16 protein-coding genes and 1 pseudogene are annotated in these 17,476 nt (G+C 68.6%); 9 read left to right on the top strand and 8 right to left on the bottom strand.

Annotated elements, in window-relative coordinates:
* The first annotated feature begins 4 nt into the window (after positions 1–4).
* The 7 genes and pseudogenes from UCD39_RS05835 to UCD39_RS05800 all read left to right on the top strand — a co-directional run bounded on the left by UCD39_RS05835 (position 5) and on the right by UCD39_RS05800 (position 5,290).
* A pseudogene (locus tag UCD39_RS05835) lies at positions 5–903 on the top strand (LysR family transcriptional regulator).
* Positions 904–913: 10 nt separating this feature from the next.
* On the top strand, positions 914–1,672 hold the full coding sequence (locus tag UCD39_RS05825; RefSeq protein WP_330495113.1) for a GntR family transcriptional regulator: 759 nt from the start codon (positions 914–916) through the stop codon (positions 1,670–1,672).
* A 115-nt stretch (positions 1,673–1,787) separates the two neighbouring features.
* The gene (locus UCD39_RS05820) at positions 1,788–2,477 is read left to right on the top strand and encodes an isochorismatase family protein (protein WP_330495112.1); all 690 of its coding nucleotides are present in this window, start codon (positions 1,788–1,790) and stop codon (positions 2,475–2,477) included.
* Positions 2,478–2,513: 36 nt separating this feature from the next.
* A complete protein-coding gene (locus tag UCD39_RS05815) occupies positions 2,514–2,987 on the top strand; it encodes a polysaccharide deacetylase family protein (protein ID WP_330495111.1) in 474 nt (157 codons plus the stop codon).
* A gap of 92 nt (positions 2,988–3,079) precedes the next feature.
* Positions 3,080–3,487: a polysaccharide deacetylase family protein gene (locus tag UCD39_RS05810; RefSeq protein WP_330495110.1), complete on the top strand. Its 408-nt coding sequence runs from the start codon at positions 3,080–3,082 to the stop codon at positions 3,485–3,487.
* 196 nt (positions 3,488–3,683) lie between these two features.
* On the top strand, positions 3,684–4,397 hold the full coding sequence (locus UCD39_RS05805; protein ID WP_330495109.1) for a polysaccharide deacetylase family protein: 714 nt from the start codon (positions 3,684–3,686) through the stop codon (positions 4,395–4,397).
* A 98-nt stretch (positions 4,398–4,495) separates the two neighbouring features.
* Positions 4,496–5,290 carry a GntR family transcriptional regulator gene (locus UCD39_RS05800; protein WP_330495108.1) on the top strand — a complete coding sequence of 265 codons (795 nt, stop codon included), beginning with the start codon at positions 4,496–4,498 and terminating at the stop codon, positions 5,288–5,290.
* Positions 5,291–5,335: 45 nt separating this feature from the next.
* Here the strand turns inward: UCD39_RS05800 and UCD39_RS05795 are convergent, their stop codons facing one another.
* Both UCD39_RS05795 and UCD39_RS05790 read right to left on the bottom strand, forming a co-directional pair.
* Positions 5,336–6,187, bottom strand: a complete 852-nt coding sequence (locus tag UCD39_RS05795) for an SDR family NAD(P)-dependent oxidoreductase (protein ID WP_330495107.1) — start codon at positions 6,185–6,187, stop codon at positions 5,336–5,338.
* Positions 6,188–6,211: 24 nt separating this feature from the next.
* Positions 6,212–7,609 (bottom strand): FAD-dependent oxidoreductase, encoded by a 1,398-nt coding sequence (locus tag UCD39_RS05790; RefSeq protein ID WP_330495106.1) that lies wholly within the window; start codon positions 7,607–7,609, stop codon positions 6,212–6,214.
* 113 nt (positions 7,610–7,722) lie between these two features.
* Between UCD39_RS05790 and UCD39_RS05785 the strand changes: the two genes are divergently transcribed.
* The gene (locus tag UCD39_RS05785) at positions 7,723–9,099 is read left to right on the top strand and encodes an MmgE/PrpD family protein (protein WP_330495105.1); all 1,377 of its coding nucleotides are present in this window, start codon (positions 7,723–7,725) and stop codon (positions 9,097–9,099) included.
* Position 9,100: 1 nt separating this feature from the next.
* On the opposite strand, the gene UCD39_RS05780 is transcribed toward UCD39_RS05785, so the two are convergent.
* From UCD39_RS05780 to UCD39_RS05770, 3 genes are read right to left on the bottom strand one after another with little or no spacing between them, the layout of a single operon-like run.
* Positions 9,101–9,409, bottom strand: coding sequence for a RedY/HapK family protein (locus UCD39_RS05780; RefSeq protein ID WP_330495104.1), 309 nt, complete (start codon positions 9,407–9,409; stop codon positions 9,101–9,103).
* Between the two features lie 21 nt (positions 9,410–9,430).
* Entirely contained in the window at positions 9,431–10,669 is a 1,239-nt protein-coding gene (locus UCD39_RS05775) for an MFS transporter (RefSeq protein ID WP_330495103.1), read from the bottom strand.
* Positions 10,662–11,405 (bottom strand): VOC family protein, encoded by a 744-nt coding sequence (locus tag UCD39_RS05770; RefSeq protein WP_330495102.1) that lies wholly within the window; start codon positions 11,403–11,405, stop codon positions 10,662–10,664. Before UCD39_RS05770 ends, UCD39_RS05775 begins: the two co-directional genes overlap by 8 nt.
* Before the next feature lie 428 nt (positions 11,406–11,833).
* Here UCD39_RS05770 and UCD39_RS05765 point away from each other — a divergent pair, with 428 nt between their 5' ends.
* Positions 11,834–13,435, top strand: a complete 1,602-nt coding sequence (locus UCD39_RS05765; protein ID WP_330495101.1) for an FAD-binding oxidoreductase — start codon at positions 11,834–11,836, stop codon at positions 13,433–13,435.
* Between the two features lie 115 nt (positions 13,436–13,550).
* Here the strand turns inward: UCD39_RS05765 and UCD39_RS05760 are convergent, their stop codons facing one another.
* Genes UCD39_RS05760 through UCD39_RS05750 form a run of 3 tightly spaced genes read right to left on the bottom strand, consistent with a single transcriptional unit; the run spans position 13,551 to position 17,439 of the window.
* The gene (locus tag UCD39_RS05760) at positions 13,551–14,273 is read right to left on the bottom strand and encodes a DUF3108 domain-containing protein (protein ID WP_145729144.1); all 723 of its coding nucleotides are present in this window, start codon (positions 14,271–14,273) and stop codon (positions 13,551–13,553) included.
* An 18-nt stretch (positions 14,274–14,291) separates the two neighbouring features.
* Entirely contained in the window at positions 14,292–15,125 is an 834-nt protein-coding gene (locus tag UCD39_RS05755) for an alpha/beta fold hydrolase (protein WP_330495100.1), read from the bottom strand.
* A 43-nt stretch (positions 15,126–15,168) separates the two neighbouring features.
* The gene (locus UCD39_RS05750) at positions 15,169–17,439 is read right to left on the bottom strand and encodes a TonB-dependent receptor (RefSeq protein ID WP_330495099.1); all 2,271 of its coding nucleotides are present in this window, start codon (positions 17,437–17,439) and stop codon (positions 15,169–15,171) included.
* Positions 17,440–17,476 lie beyond the last annotated feature (37 nt).

Below are 17,476 nucleotides of genomic sequence, written 5' to 3'. Positions count from 1 at the left end.
GCCCATGGAACTGCGCGACCTCGAATACTTCCTTGCCGTGGCCGAGTGCGGCAGTTTCACCCTGGCGGCGCACAAGCGGGGACTGAGCCAGCAGGCCCTGTCCAAAAGCCTGGCGCGGCTGGAAGAGCAACTGGGCGTGCCCCTGCTGGAGCGCACGCCCAAGGGCGTCCTGCTGACCCGCATGGGCGAGGCGTTGCGCGTCAGGGCCCAGACGGTGCTGGCGGAGGTGTCCCACTTCCGCCGCGACGTCGATGTCGCCCTGGGGCGCAGCACCAGCCAGCTGGCGCTGGCGCTGAGCCCGGTGCCGTCCGCCGGCGTGGGCCGCAACGCCGTGATCCGCCTGCAGCGACGCTATCCACGCCTGAACCTGCGCATCGACGGCGGGCTGGCGCCGCAGTTCGTCCGCATGCTGCTGGCGGGGGAGATCGACCTGGCGGTGACGACGGGTGGCACCGACGTCGACCCCCAGATCATGGTCACGCCCCTGGGCGATGAGCGCTGGCTGGTCGTCGGCCGGCGGGACAATCCGGTGCTGTCGCGGGCCACGTCCATCACCGACCTGCAGGACGCCGAGTGGATCTTCGGCAAACTGCCCGAGGGGCTGGACGATCCGGTGGACGCGCATTTCCGCGAGGCCGGCGTTCCCCCATCCAGCCACGCATCAGCACCACGTCCCTGCCCTTCGCCATTTCAGTGCTGGAGGCGACGGACATGCTGGCCATCCTTCCCCGGTCCCTGGTGGCCGCCGCCCCCGGCCTGATGGGCCGGGATCTGGCCCAGGGCCGCTGGACGACGCCGCTGGTCGCCATGCGGCGCCGGCGGGCCGTCTCCTCGGTCGCCGCGACCGACCTGATCGCCATCCTGCAGGAGGAGGCCCGGCAGGCAGGCGCGGACATAGAATGAGCAGGATGCGGTGAACACATCTAATCGCCCAGCCAACCGCCCCGTCGCCGGCCAAGCCCCCCGCTACCGGCAGGTGGCGCAGATCCTGCGTGCGGCCATCGGCAACGGCACCTACAAGGTGGGCGAGCTGCTGCCGGGGGAAATCGAGCTTTGCGCCCTGCATGACATTTCGCGCCACACCGCGCGCGACGCCCTGCGCCTGCTGACGCAGGAGGGGCTGGTGGTCCGCCGCCGGCGCGCCGGCACCGTGGTCACCGCCCGCCCCGGCCCGGCGATGTTCGTGCAGCCGCTGGGCGGCTTCCAGGATCTGCTGCAGTACGCCGGCGAGGCGCGGCTGAAGATCATCTATTACGGCGTCGCCCCGGCGGACGGCCTGGCCGCGACCCTGAACCTGGCGCCCGAGGACTGGCGGGAGCTGCGGGGCTATCGCGGCAGCGGCGCCCAGACGGTGGGGCTGGCCCGTATGCTGATCCGCAAGGATTGCGCCCCCACGGCCACCGAGATCGACAACGCCAGCTCGGTCGCCGGCGCCATCGAGGCCCGCTTCGGCGTCGTGGCGGACCGGGTGGACCAGCGCATCAGCGCCATGACCCTGACACCGCTGCTGGCGCAGTTGCTGGGCGCGCCGCCGGGGGACGCCGCGTTGCACACCCAGCGCCAGTACCGCGATGCCCCTGGCAGGCTTTTCCTGGCGACGGAGACGGTGCATCCCGCCGGCCGCTTCGCTTACGTCACCAGCTATACCCGCGAACGGACAGACGTGGGGTAACGGCAGCCGCGACACCCACGAGGGCATGTCGTTTGGGGTTGAGTCAGCGCCGGCAATGCCTTAGAAAGGCATAAAGATATATCAATAAAGAACGGGCAAAGAAGGGGACGGCAGTATGCGCTTTGAACCGACCATGGTGCGCGAGCAGAAGACCGCGCGGGAGATTTTCGAACAGGTCAGGGCCAACCCCGCACGCGCCAAGTTCGGCTTCGGGCAGCGGCTGGCCATCGTGAACGTGGATTTCCAGCAGGCCTACACCCGGCCCGACCTGTTCCCCAAGACCGCCTACGTCACCGACCCCGACCAGATCGCCCATGTGAACCGCATCAGCGCCGCCGCCCGGGCGGCGGGCTTCCCCGTCATCTGGACGCGGGTGGCCTACAAGGCCGATGGCGGGGACGCCGGTGTCTGGGGAACGCGCACCAACACGCCGGACAGCCTGCAGAACATCCGCCGCGACAGCGACCGCCACGCCTTCGACCCACGGGTGGAGATCGATGCGGCGGTGGACCTGGTCTATGACAAGCGCATGCCATCGGCCTTCTTCGAAAGCCCGTTGGCCAGCTATCTGGTGTGGCACAAGATCGACACGGTGGTGGTGACCGGCGGCAGCACCTCGGGCTGCGTGCGCGCCACGGCGGTGGACAGCCTGTCGCACGGCTATCGCACCATCGTTCCGGAAGAGTGCGTGGCCGACAAGCACGAGTCCTATCACTACGCCAACCTGACCGACCTGCTGCTGAAATACGCGGACGTGGTGGCGGTGGCGGAGGTCGACGCCCATCTGGCGACGCTGCGGACCTGACCCCTTCCCATTCCCCTCTTGAGCCGGGAGCCCCCCATGCACGGCGATCCCAATCTTTATGATTTCTGGCCCTACCGCGACCGGCCCAAGATCACCTGGCCCGGCGGCAAGAAGGTGGCGTTCTGGGTCGCGCCCAACATCGAGTTTTATGAGCTGGACCCGCCCGGCAACCCCTCGCGCAAGCCTTGGGGGCGCCCGCATCCGGACGTGGTGCCCTATTCCGCCCGCGACTGGGGCAACCGCGTGGGCCATTGGCGCATGATGGATGTGATGGATGAGTGCGGTGTGCGCGGCAGCGTCAGCCTGTCGGTCGCCATGCTGGACCACCATCCGGAGATCATCCGCGCCTGTGTCGACCGGGACTGGGAGTTCTTCAGCCACGGCATCTACAACACACGCTATTCCTACGGCATGACCGAGGCGCAGGAGCGCGCGGTGATCGAGGACAGCATCCGGTCGGTGCAGGACGCGACCGGCCAGCGCATCCGGGGTATCTGGCCCCGGCCCTGACGCATACCGAGCGGACGCTGGACCTGCTGGCCGAGTACGATTTCTGGTACAGCTGCGACCTGTTCCAGGACGACCAGCCGCAGCCCCTGAAGGTGAAGGGCGGCAAGCGCCTGATTTCCATGCCCTACAGCCTGGAGGTCAACGACGTCATCACCTATGGCGTCTATCATCAAAGCCCGCGCGCCTATGCCGACACCCTGATGCGCCATTTCGACCAGTTGCTGGAGGAAGGGGCGGAGACGGGAACCGTCATGTGCATTCCGCTGCACGCCTATCTGGTGGCGCACCCCCACCGCATCGGCCCCTTCCGCGAGGCCCTGCGCTACATCACCGGCCACCGCGACGATGTCTGGGTCACCACAGCCAAGGACATCGCGCAGTTCTATCTGTCGTCCCATTACGACCAGACGCTGGCGGACATAGAGGCGCGCGGCTGCGCCCGCCCCGGCACAGGCTTCAACCCCGCGCCATCGGGCCAGGCCCAGGGGGACCGTTCATGAGCACCCTGCCGGAAAGCTACCTGACCTACCCGCATCGCCATGCCGGGCCGGACCATACCCATTACCCGGCCGCCCCCCTGCCCGAACGGCCGGCCATCCGGCTGCCGGGCGACCGGACGCTGGGCCTGTGGGTGGTGGTCCCGCTGGAATTCTTCCCCTCAACCCATCGGGTCAGCCGTTCAAGGCGCCGGGGGCCATGCAGACCCCCTATCCCGACCTGCGGCACTACACGACGCGCGACTACGGCAACCGTGTCGGCGCCTACCGCCTGCTGACCCTGTTCGGCAAACTGGGGCTGCGGGCCACGTTCGCCATCCAGGGCGCGGTGGCGGAGCGCTACCCCGCCCTGGTCCGCGACGTGGTGGCGGATGGCCACGCCGTCTGCGCCCATGGCTGGGACACGGACAGCCTGCACCATTCCGCCCTACCGGCGGACCTGGAGCGGTCATATATCGACCGCACCTTGGACGCGCTGTCGGCCGTCACCGGGCGACGTCCGGACGGTTGGATCAGCCCGGCGCGGGCGGAGGGATTTCAGACCCCGGCTCGCCTGGCCGCCGCCGGCATCCGCTGGTTCGCGGACTGGGCCCACGACGACCTGCCCACCGCCTTCCATACCGAGGCGGGCGACCTGACGGCCCTGCCCCTGTCCAACGAGCTGGACGACTGGCAGATCCTGATCGCCCATGCGCGGCCGGAACAGGAATGGGTGACCCAAGTATCGGACGCCGCCGACTGGCTGCTGGCGGAGGCGGCGGCCCAGTCCAGCCCACGCCTGCTGACCCTGACCGTCCGTCCCTATGTCAGCGGCCTGCCCTATCGTGTCAAAGCGCTGCGGGAAAGCCTGGCCAACGTGCTGAATCGCCCGGAATGTGGTAGTGTCAGTCCCGATGACCTAACCGCTGGTTGAAGGCCGCGACAAACGGCGCCCCTTGCATCGGGCGCTGTTTGCCTTAAAGCTCCTTGGCCAAAAACAACCTCGCCACCAAACCGCAGCCGACGGGATACATGGACCATTCGCCAGCCGACACAGGACTGACCCCGGACCAGTTGGACCACACGGCGCCCACGCCGCTGTACCACCAGATTTTCCTCGTCCTGCGGGAGAAGATCCGCAATGGGGAGTTCCCGGCGAACTCGGTCATGCCGGGGGAGCAGGAGCTGTCCAAGCTGTTCAACGTGTCCCGTATCACCGTGAAGCGCTCGCTGAACGAATTGGCGGCGCACGACCTGGTCAGCCGCCATCGCGGGCGGGGCACGGTGGTGACGGCATCGGCGACGCTGCCCCAGGTTCATGGCAGCTTCGACAATTTGATCGAAAGCCTGAAGACCATGGGCCTCGAAACCGAGGTCGAGGTGCTGGACATCACCGAACTGGGATCGCCGCCCGCCATCGCCGCCCTGCTGGATGTGGAGGCCGGGACGCCGGTGCAGCGGGTGGTGCGCCTGCGCAAGCTGGCGGGCGAGCCCTTTTCCTACATCGTGCAGTTCATGCCGCTGGACATCGCGGCCGGCATCAGCCGCACGGACATGGAGACGGTCCCCACCCTGGTGTCGCTGGAGCGCATCGGCTTCGCCCCGCATGAGGCGGAACAGTGGATCACCGCCGTCGCCGCCGAGCCGCCGGTCGCCGCCGCGCTGGAGATGGCGCCCGGCGCCCCCGTCCTGCGGGTGGAACGAGTGGTCCGGGACAAGAGCGGACGGGGCGTGCAGATCATCCACGCCAACTACCGGCCCGATCGCTTCAAGTACCACATGCGCTCTGGCCGCAAGGCGATCGGTGGCTGGAAATCCGAAGGGTGACGGACGGCGCCGGCCGGCTTCGATCGACCGGCGCCCCGGAACCGCTCAGTGCGGTTCCTCGCCCCCCGACACGTTCATGCTTTCCGCCGTGATGTAGACCGCCTCGTCAGAGCAGAGGAAGGCGACGGCGTTGGCCGTGTCCTGCGGCAGACCCGGCCGCCCCATGGGGATGCGGCCCTTCATGGCGTCCAGATATTGCTCCAGCGTCAGGCCCAACTGCTTGGAGAAATACTCGTTCTGCCAGGCGCCCAACCCCGTGGTGACGTGGTTGGGGCAGACGTTGTTGACGGTGATGCCGTGGCGCCCCAGCTCAATGGCGGCGGAGCGCACCAGCCCGACCAGGCCATGCTTGGACGAGCAATAGGCCGCCGCGAAGGGAAAGCCGGACTTGGCCGCCTGGCTGGCGATGTTGACGACGCGGCCGCCCCGCCCGGCCGGCACCATGATCTCCGCCGCCGCCTTCAGCCCGTTGAAGCAGCCCGTCAGGTTGACGTCGATGACCGCCTGCCATTCCGCGGCCTCGGTCTCCAGCAAGGGCTTCATCAGATAGCCGATGCCGGCGTTGTTGATCCAGAAATCCAGGCCCCCCAGGCGATCGACAGCGAACGCCGCCAGGGCGCGCATCTGCGCCATGTCCCGCACATCGCAGGTGAAGGTCTCGACACGGGCGCCGGTATCGGCGGCGATGGCGGCGGCCACCGCCTGAAGTTCGGAGGTGGCGCCGATCATCCCGTCCGGTGTGGCGGCATCCGTGGCGCGGCCAATGTCCGACAGGACGACCGCGGCACCGTCGGACGCCAGCCTGCGGGCGATGGCCTCACCCAAGCCCTGGCGGCGTCCCGCGCCCGTGACCACCGCCACCTTGCCGGCGAAGCGGCCCTTTGCCTGCTGCTGCATGATTCCCCCTTAGTTCCAGTTCGTTCAAGATGCCGTGACCAGGCGGGCGGCCGCCTCGCCCGCCACCCGGCCCAGCGTCACCGCCATGCACAGGCCGGCGCCCGGCAGATAGCCGGACGGGCCGGGGCCGCCGATGCTGCGGGCGGCGCCACCGCCGGCGAACAGGTTGGGCAGGGGCCCGCCTGCGGCCCGCCGCACCCGCGCGTCGGTATCCACCACCAGCCCCCCCTGGGTGTGGAACAGGGCGCCGGTGACGCGGACGGCGTAATAGGGGGCTGACAGCGCGGGGCCGGTGAAGCGCCGGCCGAACGGATCGGCCTCGCCGCTTTCGACATGGGCCGCGACCTGGCCCAGCGTGGCCGCCAGACCAGCCGGGTCGATGCCGGCCTGCGCCGCCAGCGCCTCCGCCGTGGCCGCCTGGCGAGCCCCGCCCGCCTCGCGCAGCGCCACGTATTGCGGCAGGCTGGCGCAGCTGTCGTGGATGCGCTGGTCATAGATCACCCAGGCCAGGCCGTCCGGCTGGGCGATGACGCGGGCGCCGGCGCCCGACACGTCCTCCAGTTCATGCGCGAAGCGGGCACCGTGGCGATTGACCTGGATGCCGCCCTCGATCAGAAAGCGCGGGTTGACGTCGATGGCGGCGGGTGAGGCCAGCAGCCCCAGGCCCTGATAGGCGTCCATATCGGCGACGGCGGCGCCTAGCGCCTGCCCCCAGGCGATGCCCTCGCCCCGGTTGCCCTCCCACCCGAAATAGGGCGCGTCCGCCATGGCGGGGATGTGCCGCCGCACCATCTCCGCGTTGCCGCCGAAGCCGCAGGTGGCCAGGATCAGGGCCTGGCAGCCGATATCCTCCACACTGCCGTCTGGGCGACGCAGCCGCACGCCGGTGACCCGGTCGCCCTCGGCGTGCAGGTCGGTGACATGCGCATCGGTCAGGATGTCGACACCGGCGGCCTCGCACGCCAGCAGCAGGCGCTGCATCAGGTCCTGGCCCGTCCGGCCCGGGGTGACATGCATGCGCATGACGCTGTGGCCGAAGGCCGGCTTCCAGCCCGTCTCCAGCAGCAGCGGCACCCCGTGGCGGTCCGACAGCCAGTCCAGCGTGGGGCCGGAGCGCGCGCCCACCAGGCGGGCCAGCACCGGATCGGCGGCGCCACCCGTCTTGGCCATGACGTCGGCGAAGAAACGGTCGGCGCCGTCATCCACGCCATGCCGCCGCTGTTCCGCCGAGCCGGAGGCGCAGAGCGCGCCCAGCGACATCGACGTGCTGCCCTGGGGCATGGGGTCCCGTTCCAACACCACGACATCCACGCCGGCATCGCGCGCCGCCAGGGCCGCCACCAGGCCGCACGCGCCGCCGCCAACGACCAACAGGGGGACAACGGCATCAAACGGCGTGTCACGACCCGGAATTATCGACATGCTCACCCCTGCCCCCGTAGGCCCCGCCCATAGAATATTGATATTGGTATATTGGCATATTATTATGCCCTTTAGAAGACCTTAAGCGTCTTTCCCAAACCAGGGGGCATGCCATGACGAACGCCGCCGAGCTGTTGATCGACCACGCCCTGGCGCTGGAGTGGGAGGAGCTTCCCGACAGCACCCGTACGGCCGCCGCCACCTTCCTGCACGACAGCGTGGTGGTGGGCATCGCCGGGCGCCGCGCCGCCTATGCCAATGAGGTGATGACGGCGGTGCGGTCCTGGGGACTGCCCAACGGGAAGGAGGGCGCCCGCGTTCTGGGCCGGCCGGGGTTGCGCCTGCCGCCGTCCAGCGCCGCCTTCCTGAACGCCTTCCAGATTCATGCGCAGGAGTTCGACTGCGTGCATGAACCGGCGGTGGTCCACCCCCTGGCGACCATCCTGTCCGCCCTGCTGGCGGAGGCTGATCGCAGCGGCCCCTATGACGGCCAACGGCTGCTGACCGCCCTGGTCGCGGGCGTGGACGTCGCCGCCGGGCTGGGTGTCGCCGCCACCTCACCCGTCAAGTTCTTCCGCCCGGCCACCGCCGGCATCTTCGGTTGCGTGGCGGCACTGGCCCGCCTGCGGAAGATGCCGCGCGGCGCGGCCTTGGACGCCCTGGGCCTGGCCCTCGCCTATGCCTCGGGCACGATGCAGGCGCATGTGGAGGGCAAGGCCACCCTGCCGCTGCAGATCGCGGGTGCCGCCCGGTCGGCGGTGCAGGCCATCGACCTGGCCCTGGCCGGCCTGCCGGGCCCCAGCGCCTCGATCGACGGGCCCTATGGCTACCTGGCCCTGTTCGAAAGCAGCCACGACATCCAGCGCCTGGTGGATGGCCTGGCCGGCCCGCACCGTATCGAGCAGGTGAGCTGGAAGCCTTTCCCCACCGGCCGCGCCGCGCACGGCGCCATCGTGGCCACGCAGCGGCTGATGCACCAGCACGGCCTGCACGCCCTGAATCTGGAAACGCTGACCTACCGGGCGCCGCCCCTGATCGCGCGGCTGGTGGGGCGCCCCCTGGTCCCCGACATGACGCCGGCCTACGCCCGGCTGTGCTTCCCCTATCTGGGGGCGGTGGTCCTGACGCGGGGAACGGTCGACCTGTCCGACTTCACGGCGGAGCGGCTGAACGATCCGACCATCGCCCAATTGGCCAGCCGCATCAGCGTGGAGAGCGACGGCAATCCTGACCCGGCCGCCTTCGTGCCGGCGCGGGCGGAGGCGCTGCTGACCGACGGCGGCGCGCTGTCCCAGGAGGTGACGGTGCAGTTCGGCGCCCCCGCCTGGCCGCTGACGCGGGAGGAACACCTGGAAAAGGCCCGGCGCTGCCTGGCCTTCGCCGGCCTGGAAGGCGCCCACCAGAAGCTGGCCGACGCCTGCCTGGCCATGGCCGGGGCGGCGGACGCCACCGCCGGCCTCTGGGCCGCCCAGGAGGCCGGCGGCAGCTGACTCAGCCCAGCTTGTCCGTGGTCAGGAAGAGGACATCGGCCATCGCCTGGAACTGGGCCGCGATCTCCTGCATGCGGGCGGTGGCGATATCCTGGCCGAACGCCGCCATGTCGCTGACATCCAGCACCTCGACATACTGGTAGGGCGGCTGGCCGCCGCCGAACAGGCCGGTGACGCGGAACACCTCGAAGCTGTCGATGGTCGCCAGGCCGTTGACGGTGGGGATGTCCTGCGCCTTGGCCCAGGCCTCGTAGTCGGCGACGCTGACCCCCGGCTTCAGGTTGAACAGGGCGATGATGCGGCTGGACATGGAACGAACCCTTTCTGACGGTTAGGCGGCCTGGACGACCGGGAAGGAGGTGGGGTAGCGGCCCGTCAGCAACAGCAGCAGGGAACCGCCCACGAACATGGCCGCCGCGATGGCCAGGATGGGCGTGTAGCTGCCGTGCGCGGCGAAGACATAGCCGTAAATCGGGGCCGACGCCGCGGCGCCACCGGCGAAGACGGCGTACAGCATGCCGTAGATGCGGCCGTAATAGGCCATGCCGAAATGCCGGCCGGCCAGATAGGAGATGAAGTCGGTCTCGGCCCCCGCCGCCCCGCCCAGCAGGATGGCGGCCAGCCCGATCAGCCAGATCGAGGTGGTGTCGCTCATGAAGATGGCGCAGGCGATGGCCGGCATGGACAGCAGGGGTACGGCCGCCGCCGGCGCCCACACCCGGTCGACCAGCAGCCCGGTGCCCAGGCGGCCGACGATGATGGCCAGGCCGACGCCGCCGGCGATCAGGGCGCCCACCTCGCTGCTGAGGCCCTTGAGCCGTATCATGTTCTGCAGGTTGGTATGAAAACCGCCATAGGCGATCGACACCATCAGGAAGGCCACCATCATGATCCAGAAGCGGGGCAGGCGGATCGCCTGGGCCAGGGTCAGGCCGGTCTTGACGGGGGGCGGCGCGTCGGCGCCGGGGGAGACCGCGGCGGCGGCGGGCTCACGCATGAAGGCCCAGGCGACCGGCAAGGCCAAGGCCAGGGGGAACAGGGCCAGCAGGGCGTAGGTCCAGCGCCAGCCCCAGCTCTTGATCAGGAACACGGTGGTGACCGGCAGGATGAAGGCGGCCAGGCCGGTGCCGGTGAGCATGATGCCCAGCGCCAGGCCCCGGTTTCGGCTGAACCACAAATTGATGGCGCGCGACCAGGTGACGGGGGTGGAGCCCACGCCGACGACGCCGATCAACAGGTAACAGGCGTAGAACCAGGTCAGCGACCGGGTCAGGCTGAGGGCGGCGAAGGTCAGCGCGAAGGCGAACAAGGACCACAGGGCGACGATGCGCGCGCCATAGCGGTCGGCCAACGCGCCGACGATGGGCGCGAAGACGCAGCCGGTCAGGCCGTAACACATGATGCCGTTCATGATGTCGCCCGCGTTCCAGCCGAACTCGCGCATCAGGGGCTGCATCAGCGAACCGATGGTGTTGTACGGCAGCGGCGACGCGCCGCACATGGTCCCCAGGGTGGCGGCCAGAAGCACCGTCCATCCCTGCCGGAACTCGCCCGTCCGCGTCTCACGCATTGCCGACTTCTCCCATTTCGATCAATTCGTAAATCTCGCCGTCCGGGCCCGCGACACAGGCGGACAGGCGACCGGCGTACAAGGGGCCGGGGTGAACCGCGGCGGGGGCCAGCAGGGGGGCGGCCACCCGATCCAGCCGGTCCACGCCCAGACTGATGATGGCGTTGCCCGGCGGCAGTCCACCGGCGGGCCGGGGCCGGGCCGTCGCGTCCGGGGGATACTGGTCGATCTCCGCCACCGGCAGGCGCCCCACCTTGGTCATCGTCAGGGTGCTGCGATGGTCGGCGGGCAGGCCGAAGGCGTTGTTGATCACGCCGTAAGGGATGGCGAAGGTGCCGCCCTCCTCCAGCCCCAGCGCCTGGCGCTGGAAGGCCAGGGTGGCGGCCCGGTCGGACGCGGCCTGCACGGCGATGAAGATGACATCCACCGGTGCCGCCGCCAGCGGGAGGTCCAGGTCGGACATATCCTCCAGCACCTGGTTCAGGTACAGGATTTCGCCGCCGCGCCCGACGACCTGCATGGGAATGAAATTGTTGAAGCCCGCCACCTTCTTGGGCGGGCCGATGACGGTGAAACCGCTGTCCGCCAGCCGGGCGTGCAGGGCGAAGACGTCCGCCACCGTGATTTCGAAGGCGGCCCAGCCGAAACTCCGGGCCGGGCGGTAGCCCGGAACCGGCGCCCCCTCGACCAGGCGCAGGAAGCAGCCGTTGCCGCTGACGGGCGCCAACAGGGCCATGCGGGCGCGACCGGCGGCGGGGGCGCCCCAGTAGGCCGCCAGGTCGGGGGGACGGGCCCCGCCTCCACCACCGTCAGGCCCAGCGTGTCGCGGTAATCCGCCAGCGAGGCGTCGAAATCGGCGGTGACCACCGTACCGGCCTTGATGCGGCCATGACGGTCGAACGCCGGTGCGGCATCGGCCTGCGGCCTCATGGATGGCATGCCGGGGCTCCAGCCAGTGGACATCCCCGACTTTCCGGCTTGGGTCCCCACCCCGCCGGCCTTACCCTGTTCGCCATGCCCGTCCCCATTCTGACATTACCGCCGTTATTTGGATCGCCGTGATTTGGCCGCCACGGCCCGGCGGGTCTTGAGTCATATGGTATATAGATATATAATTAGATCAATAACAATCATACCTGAACTGGAACAACGGGACGGCCTTCGATGACCCCAGACACCGCCCAGTCGGCTGCGGCTGCCGACACCCCGCTCTGGCGCGACCTCACCGCCATCGTCGGGGGCGCGCATGTGCGCCAGGATATACCCAGCCGGACGCTGCATTCCCAGGACATCTACGCCCGCGCCACGGAGACCGCCGCGCTGGTGGTGGCGCCGGCGGACACCGCCCAACTGGCGGCGGTCGTGGCGGCCGCGCGGTTCCATGGCCATGACTGCGCCCCCCGGGGCGGCGGCATGAGCTACACCAAGGGCTACCTGCCAACCACACCACGCACCGTGACCCTGGACCTGTCGCGCATGGACAAGGTGCTGGCGGTCCGCGCCGACGACATGGTGGTGACGGTGCAGGCGGGCTGTACCTGGAAGACCCTGTACGAGACTTTGGCCCCCCTGGGCCTGCGCACGCCCTTCTGGGGACCGCTGTCGGGCCTGGTGTCCACGGTGGGCGGCGGCATCTCGCAGGGCAACGCCTTCTTCGGCGCAGGCCATTACGGCACCGGCGCCGAAAGCGTCGTGGCCATGACCCTGGTCCTGGCCGATGGCCGGGTGATGCGGACGGGGGCGCGGGGCACCGATGGTGATAGCCCGTTCTATCGCCACTACGGCCCCGATCTGGCGGGCCTGTTCACCGGTGACTGCGGCGCCTTCGCCATCAAGGCGGAAATCACCCTGCGGCTGATCCCCCTGCCCAAGCACGAGGCCTATGCCTCGTTCTCGTTCAAGGACAGCGGCGGCATGTTCGGGGCCATGGCCGACATCACCCGCGCCGGCATCGCGTGCGAGCTGTGCGGCTTCGACCCGCGCCTGACCCGCATCCGCCTGAAGCGGGCCTCACTGTCCGCCGACCTGGGCGCGCTGAAAAGCGTGGTGGGCAAGCAATCCTCGCTGCTGGGCGGCTTGAAGGAGGCGGCCAAGATCGCCCTGGCCGGCCGCACCTTCATCGACGCTGGCGACTTCGCGCTGCATCTGGTGTTCGAGGGGCGCTCCGCTGCCGGCGTGGCCGACGACCTGGCGGAGGCCCGCGCCATCGTCGCCCGCCACCACGGGCAGGAGGTGGAGAACACCATCCCCAAGGTCATGCGCGCCCAGCCCTTCGTCGCCCTCAATTCGATGGTGGGGCCCAATGGCGAACGCTGGGTGCCCATCCACTGCCTGGTGTCCCTATCGCAGGCGCACCGCGTCTTCCAGGCGATGGAGGCAGAGTTCGCCGCCATGGAGCCGGAGTTCCAGGAGCATGGGGTGGAGAATGCCTATCTGTTCTCCGCCATGTCGACCAACGCCCTGCTGATCGAGCCCACGATCTACTGGCCGGACGCGCTAATGGAACTGCATCATAGCGCGGTCGAGCCCGGGCACTTGGCCAAGCTGCCCGTCAACCCGCCCAACGCGGCGGCGGCGGCGGTGGTGGAAAAGGTGCGCCAGCGGCTGCTGGACCTGTTCCTGCGCGAAGGGCTGGCCCATTTCCAAGTGGGGCGGACCTATCCCTATCTGCCGTCGCGGGACGGCGCGAGCGTCGACCTGCTGCGCGGGATCAAGGCGATCCTGGACCCCGGCAACGCCATGAACCCTGGCGTCCTCGGCCTCTGACCGTCAAAAGCACAGGGCCCGCAAGCCGGACGCACCGGTCTGCGAGCCCTTTTTCATAGGCATGCGGCCCAGGTCAACGCGCCCAGGTCAGCGCGCCCAGATCAGCGCGCCCAGATCAGCGATCCAGTTCCGCCAGTTCGTACCAGGTGAGCATGTAGCCCCCCACCCCGCCCTGGACGAACAGCGAGTCCTCGTCCCGCGTGACCCAGACATCGTAGGGCGGGTGGGCGCCGTCCTTGCTGGCCATGCTGGCGTTCTCGTCGGTGAAGCGGAAATGGCGGCAGTCGAAGGTGCCGGCGGCAACCGTCACCGTCTCATCGCCGACATACTCCAGGAACAGGTTGGTTTCCGCGACCAGGGGCGGGGTGGCGCCGCGATGGTCGGGTGACGGCAGGAAGGCGCGCAAGGGCCGCTTGTGTGGGCCCCGCGCCACATCCATGCACCGCGTCATGTAGGCGTCGCCGATGATGGGGTGCGTGCCGAAGCCGTCATAGTGCCCATTCACCGGCATGACCTGCGATATGCGGCCAATGGTGGGGCCATAGCTGACGCATTCGATCTGTTCGGGCGTCATGCGGAACCAGCCGCTGCCCATGAAGCGATCCCCCACCGTCAGCCGGACGTGGCAGTCCATGGGGCGGTCGTTCTCATCCAGGGAATAGATCACGTCGCGCAGCACCGTGGGCGCCGGCTCCTCGATCTCGCACAGGGCGCGGATGGTGACCTTGCCATCGGTGTGGCGGGTGATGGTGAAGCTTTCCCGTCCCCGTTCCTCCCCCACCCGGCCGGGCTTGCGGGAGGTGTAACGGATGCGGCCGCGCAGGGTGCGGTGCTGCATGAAGGCGTCTCCTGACTGTCAGCCGACGAAGGCGAAAACCGCGTCGCGCAAGGCGGGCCCGAATTCCGGGTCACGGAAGCCGGGAAGGGTGCGGAACTGGGCGTCCACCTGGGCCGCCGCCTGACGGGTGGTCTCCAGCAAGGGATCCTCCACCGAGGACAGGGCCAGGATGGGCTGGCTAACCAGGCCGATGCGCCGCAGGGGTTCATAGGCGAAGGCGGCGCGGTAGGCGCGGAAATAGGTTTCACCCGCTTTCAGCACCTCCACCACCCAGTCGCGCAAGGCCTCGGGCGTGCCCAGGCCGTTGTCGCGCCGGTGCGCCCGGTCCCGCTTGAACCAGGGGAAGAACAGGTACTGGTCGCGGCAGAACATGAAGCAGCGCATCAGATAGGCGCCGTCCAGGTCCGGCGCGAAGGGCAAGGCGTAGTTCTCAAGATAATCGTCGCGCTGTTCCGGCGTGAAGACGGCGACGCCGTCCACGACCACCTTGCGGACAAGGTCCGGTGCGGCGATCGCCACCTCCAGCGCCACGTCGGCGCCGGTGTGGGACCCGTAGACGACGATATCGCGCAGGCACAGCGCGCGGATGGCCTCAATCAGGCCCACCGCCAGGTCGGTGATGGTCGGCACCTCCAGCGGCAGTGGACTGCTGTCACCGTTGCCGGGCGTGTCGAAGGCGAAGACGCGGTAGCACGCGGCGAGGAGGCGCATCAGCGCCTCCAACTGCTTGGCGCTGCCGGGGGAGGCATGGTGCATCACCAGCACCGGCCCGTCCTCGCCCGCGGTCCGGCAATGAACCTGGCCGAAGCTGGTGTCGATGAACCGGCGCTTGATGATCGGGGTGGTGGTCATGGGCGTGAGTGATCCTTTGATGCCGGTTGGCCTCAGCCGTTTCTCAGAAACGGCGGGTCAGGGTGGCGGTGACACGGCGGGGATCGCCGTAGTAATAGCCGTTGAAGACCGAGGTCAGGTACGTCTTGTCGCCACAGTTCTTGCAGTCCAGCTTGAACCGCCATAGGTCGTCGTCGGTGGTGAAGGCCAGCGACAGGTTCACCAGCGTGTAGTTGTCGGCGTAGCTGTTCAGCGCCGTGGGCGTCAGGGTGGAGGGGGCCGAATTGGCCGCCGTGGTCCAGAAACCGCCGGTGTAGTCCACCTCCGCGGTCAGGGCGAAGCTGGCGTTCCATGAGGGCACGGGCACGGTGTAGGTGCCGCCCACCGCGACGCTCTTCTTGGGGAAGCGCGACAGCTGGTCCGACAGGTCGATGGCGTTGATGTAGGCGCCGGTGCTGCTGACGAAGGAGCGGGCGCGCGGGTTCACGTAAGTGTACTCGCCCTGCTGGATGCCCACCGTCCCGAAGATATCCAGGGCATGGAGGGGCTTGGCCCGCACTTCCAGTTCCAGGCCCTTCACCTCGATGTTGCCGGCGTTGTCCTGGGTGGACAGGGTGGTGCCGGCGATGGGCCCCGGGGTGGTGTAGGAGAGCTGCAGATTGTCGGTGTCGGCCAGGAAGCCGGTCAGGTTCACCTGCAGCTTGTGATCCAGGAAGGTGCTTTTGATCCCCGCCTCATAGGACCAGGTGGTCTCCGGCTTCATCGCGGTGACCTGCTGCGGCAGGTAGGCGGTGCGGGAGTTCCAGCCGCCACCCTTGTAGCCGTTGGTCACGCTGGCGAACAGCAGGACGTCCGGCATGGGCTTGTAGTTCAGGCCGAATTTGGGGGTGATGACGTTGGTTTCCAGGTCGATGGGAATGCCATAGCGCTTGAGGTCGGCCGTGGTGGCCCCGCCGTATGAGGTCGCGGGCAGTTGCAGCGCTTTGACCTCATGGGTCACGCGGGCGCCGGCGATGGCCGTCACCGTGTCCGTCAGGTCCAGGTCGGCCTGGGCGTAGGCGGCGTAGGAGTCGGTCTGGTTGCGGATGTCGCGCACGCTGGAATAGCCGGGCTTGCCGCCGCAGGTCATGTTGCCGTCGCCGTACAGGCCGGCGCTGCACGAGACGGAGGTGCCGAACACCTGGCCAGCGACGGTGCGGTTGTCCTCGTTGAAGTAATAGAGGCCGGCGACATAGCGCAGGCGGTCGTCGAAGAAGGAACCGACGGCCTTCAGCTCCTGCGAGACCATGTCGTAACGGCCATCGTTGGTCAGGTAATAGGGCGTCGGGTTGACGGTGCGCGATGCCGGCAGGGAGAAGTCCATCATGAACTTCTGGTTGATGGTGCGGTAGCCGGTGATGGCGTTCAGCGTCACCGAGGGCAGGCGCCATTCCAGGTTCGCGGTCACCGCCGTCGACTGGGCGGAGGAACCCAAGCCGCGGTTGGCCAGGGCGTCGGCCAACACGTTGCCGGTGCCGCCGGCCGTGGTGGCGGCCAAGCGGGTTTCCGTTGGATCATCGTAGTAGGACCGCAGGTAGCTGCCCGACCCGCCGGTATGCTCGATGCTGAGGTCGACGGTGATGTCGTCGTTGGGCAGAAGGCGCACCGCGCCCCGGCCACCATAGCTTTTCAGGCCGTTCAGGTTTTCGTTGTTGGCCTGGTTTTTCAGCCAGCCATCGTCCTGGCTGTAATAGCCGGTGACCTTGGTCAGGATCTTGGGCGACACCGGGACGTTGATATCACCCCGGAAGGTGCGCTGGGCGTAGGAACCATAGGTCGCCTCCGCATAGCCGCCGAAATCCTCCGACGGTTTGCGCAGACGCACGCTGATGGCGCCGCCCGTGGAATTGCGGCCGAAGGTGGTGCCCTGCGGGCCGCGCAGCACCTCCATCTGCTCGACATCGAACAGGCCGTAGTTGTTCGCGTTCTGGCGCGGCACCACCACGTCATCGACATAGGTGGAGACGGCGGGGTCGATGGTGGCGATCTGCTCGGTCGAGCCCAGGCCGCGAATGTAATAGGTGTTGGCGCCCGGAATGCCGGTATTGCTGCTGCCGAACAGGTTCGGCACCAGGCGCACCAGGTCCAGGGTGGAGCTGACCTGCCGGCTGGCCATGTCGTCGGCGGTGAACGCGGACACGGCCTGGGGCACGGATTGCAGGGTCTCGGCCCGGCGGCGGGCGGTGACGACCACCTCCTGCAAGGTATCCTCATCGGCGGCCCAAACCGGCGCCACGGTTCCGAGCAAGGCGATCACAGCGGCGGACGCGCCCAGCGCCCATTCCCTTATCAGCATGCCCAAAGCCTCCTGTTATGTCGGGTCCGGTTTATCC

Origin of the sequence: Nitrospirillum karajorum, assembly GCF_036348415.1 — a bacterium.
In the GTDB taxonomy this organism is placed as follows: Bacteria; Pseudomonadota; Alphaproteobacteria; order Azospirillales; family Azospirillaceae; genus Nitrospirillum; species Nitrospirillum amazonense_B.
Note: the sequence above shows the minus strand (reverse complement) of the source record. Positions and strands in the feature narration are given on the sequence as shown.

Bases quoted from the DNA above. Each gene is read 5' to 3' on its own strand.
- UCD39_RS05820 (WP_330495112.1), top strand. From the start codon at position 1,788: ATGCGCTTTGAACCGACCATGGTGCGCGAGCAGAAGACCGCGCGGGAG.
- UCD39_RS05815 (WP_330495111.1), top strand. From the start codon at position 2,514: ATGCACGGCGATCCCAATCTTTATGATTTCTGGCCCTACCGCGACCGG.
- UCD39_RS05805 (WP_330495109.1), top strand. From the start codon at position 3,684: ATGCAGACCCCCTATCCCGACCTGCGGCACTACACGACGCGCGACTAC.
- UCD39_RS05800 (WP_330495108.1), top strand. From the start codon at position 4,496: ATGGACCATTCGCCAGCCGACACAGGACTGACCCCGGACCAGTTGGAC.
- UCD39_RS05795 (WP_330495107.1), bottom strand. From the start codon at position 6,187: ATGCAGCAGCAGGCAAAGGGCCGCTTCGCCGGCAAGGTGGCGGTGGTC.
- UCD39_RS05790 (WP_330495106.1), bottom strand. From the start codon at position 7,609: ATGTCGATAATTCCGGGTCGTGACACGCCGTTTGATGCCGTTGTCCCC.
- UCD39_RS05785 (WP_330495105.1), top strand. From the start codon at position 7,723: ATGACGAACGCCGCCGAGCTGTTGATCGACCACGCCCTGGCGCTGGAG.
- UCD39_RS05780 (WP_330495104.1), bottom strand. From the start codon at position 9,409: ATGTCCAGCCGCATCATCGCCCTGTTCAACCTGAAGCCGGGGGTCAGC.
- UCD39_RS05775 (WP_330495103.1), bottom strand. From the start codon at position 10,669: ATGCGTGAGACGCGGACGGGCGAGTTCCGGCAGGGATGGACGGTGCTT.
- UCD39_RS05770 (WP_330495102.1), bottom strand. From the start codon at position 11,405: ATGGCCCTGTTGGCGCCCGTCAGCGGCAACGGCTGCTTCCTGCGCCTG.
- UCD39_RS05765 (WP_330495101.1), top strand. From the start codon at position 11,834: ATGACCCCAGACACCGCCCAGTCGGCTGCGGCTGCCGACACCCCGCTC.
- UCD39_RS05760 (WP_145729144.1), bottom strand. From the start codon at position 14,273: ATGCAGCACCGCACCCTGCGCGGCCGCATCCGTTACACCTCCCGCAAG.
- UCD39_RS05755 (WP_330495100.1), bottom strand. From the start codon at position 15,125: ATGACCACCACCCCGATCATCAAGCGCCGGTTCATCGACACCAGCTTC.
- UCD39_RS05750 (WP_330495099.1), bottom strand. From the start codon at position 17,439: ATGCTGATAAGGGAATGGGCGCTGGGCGCGTCCGCCGCTGTGATCGCC.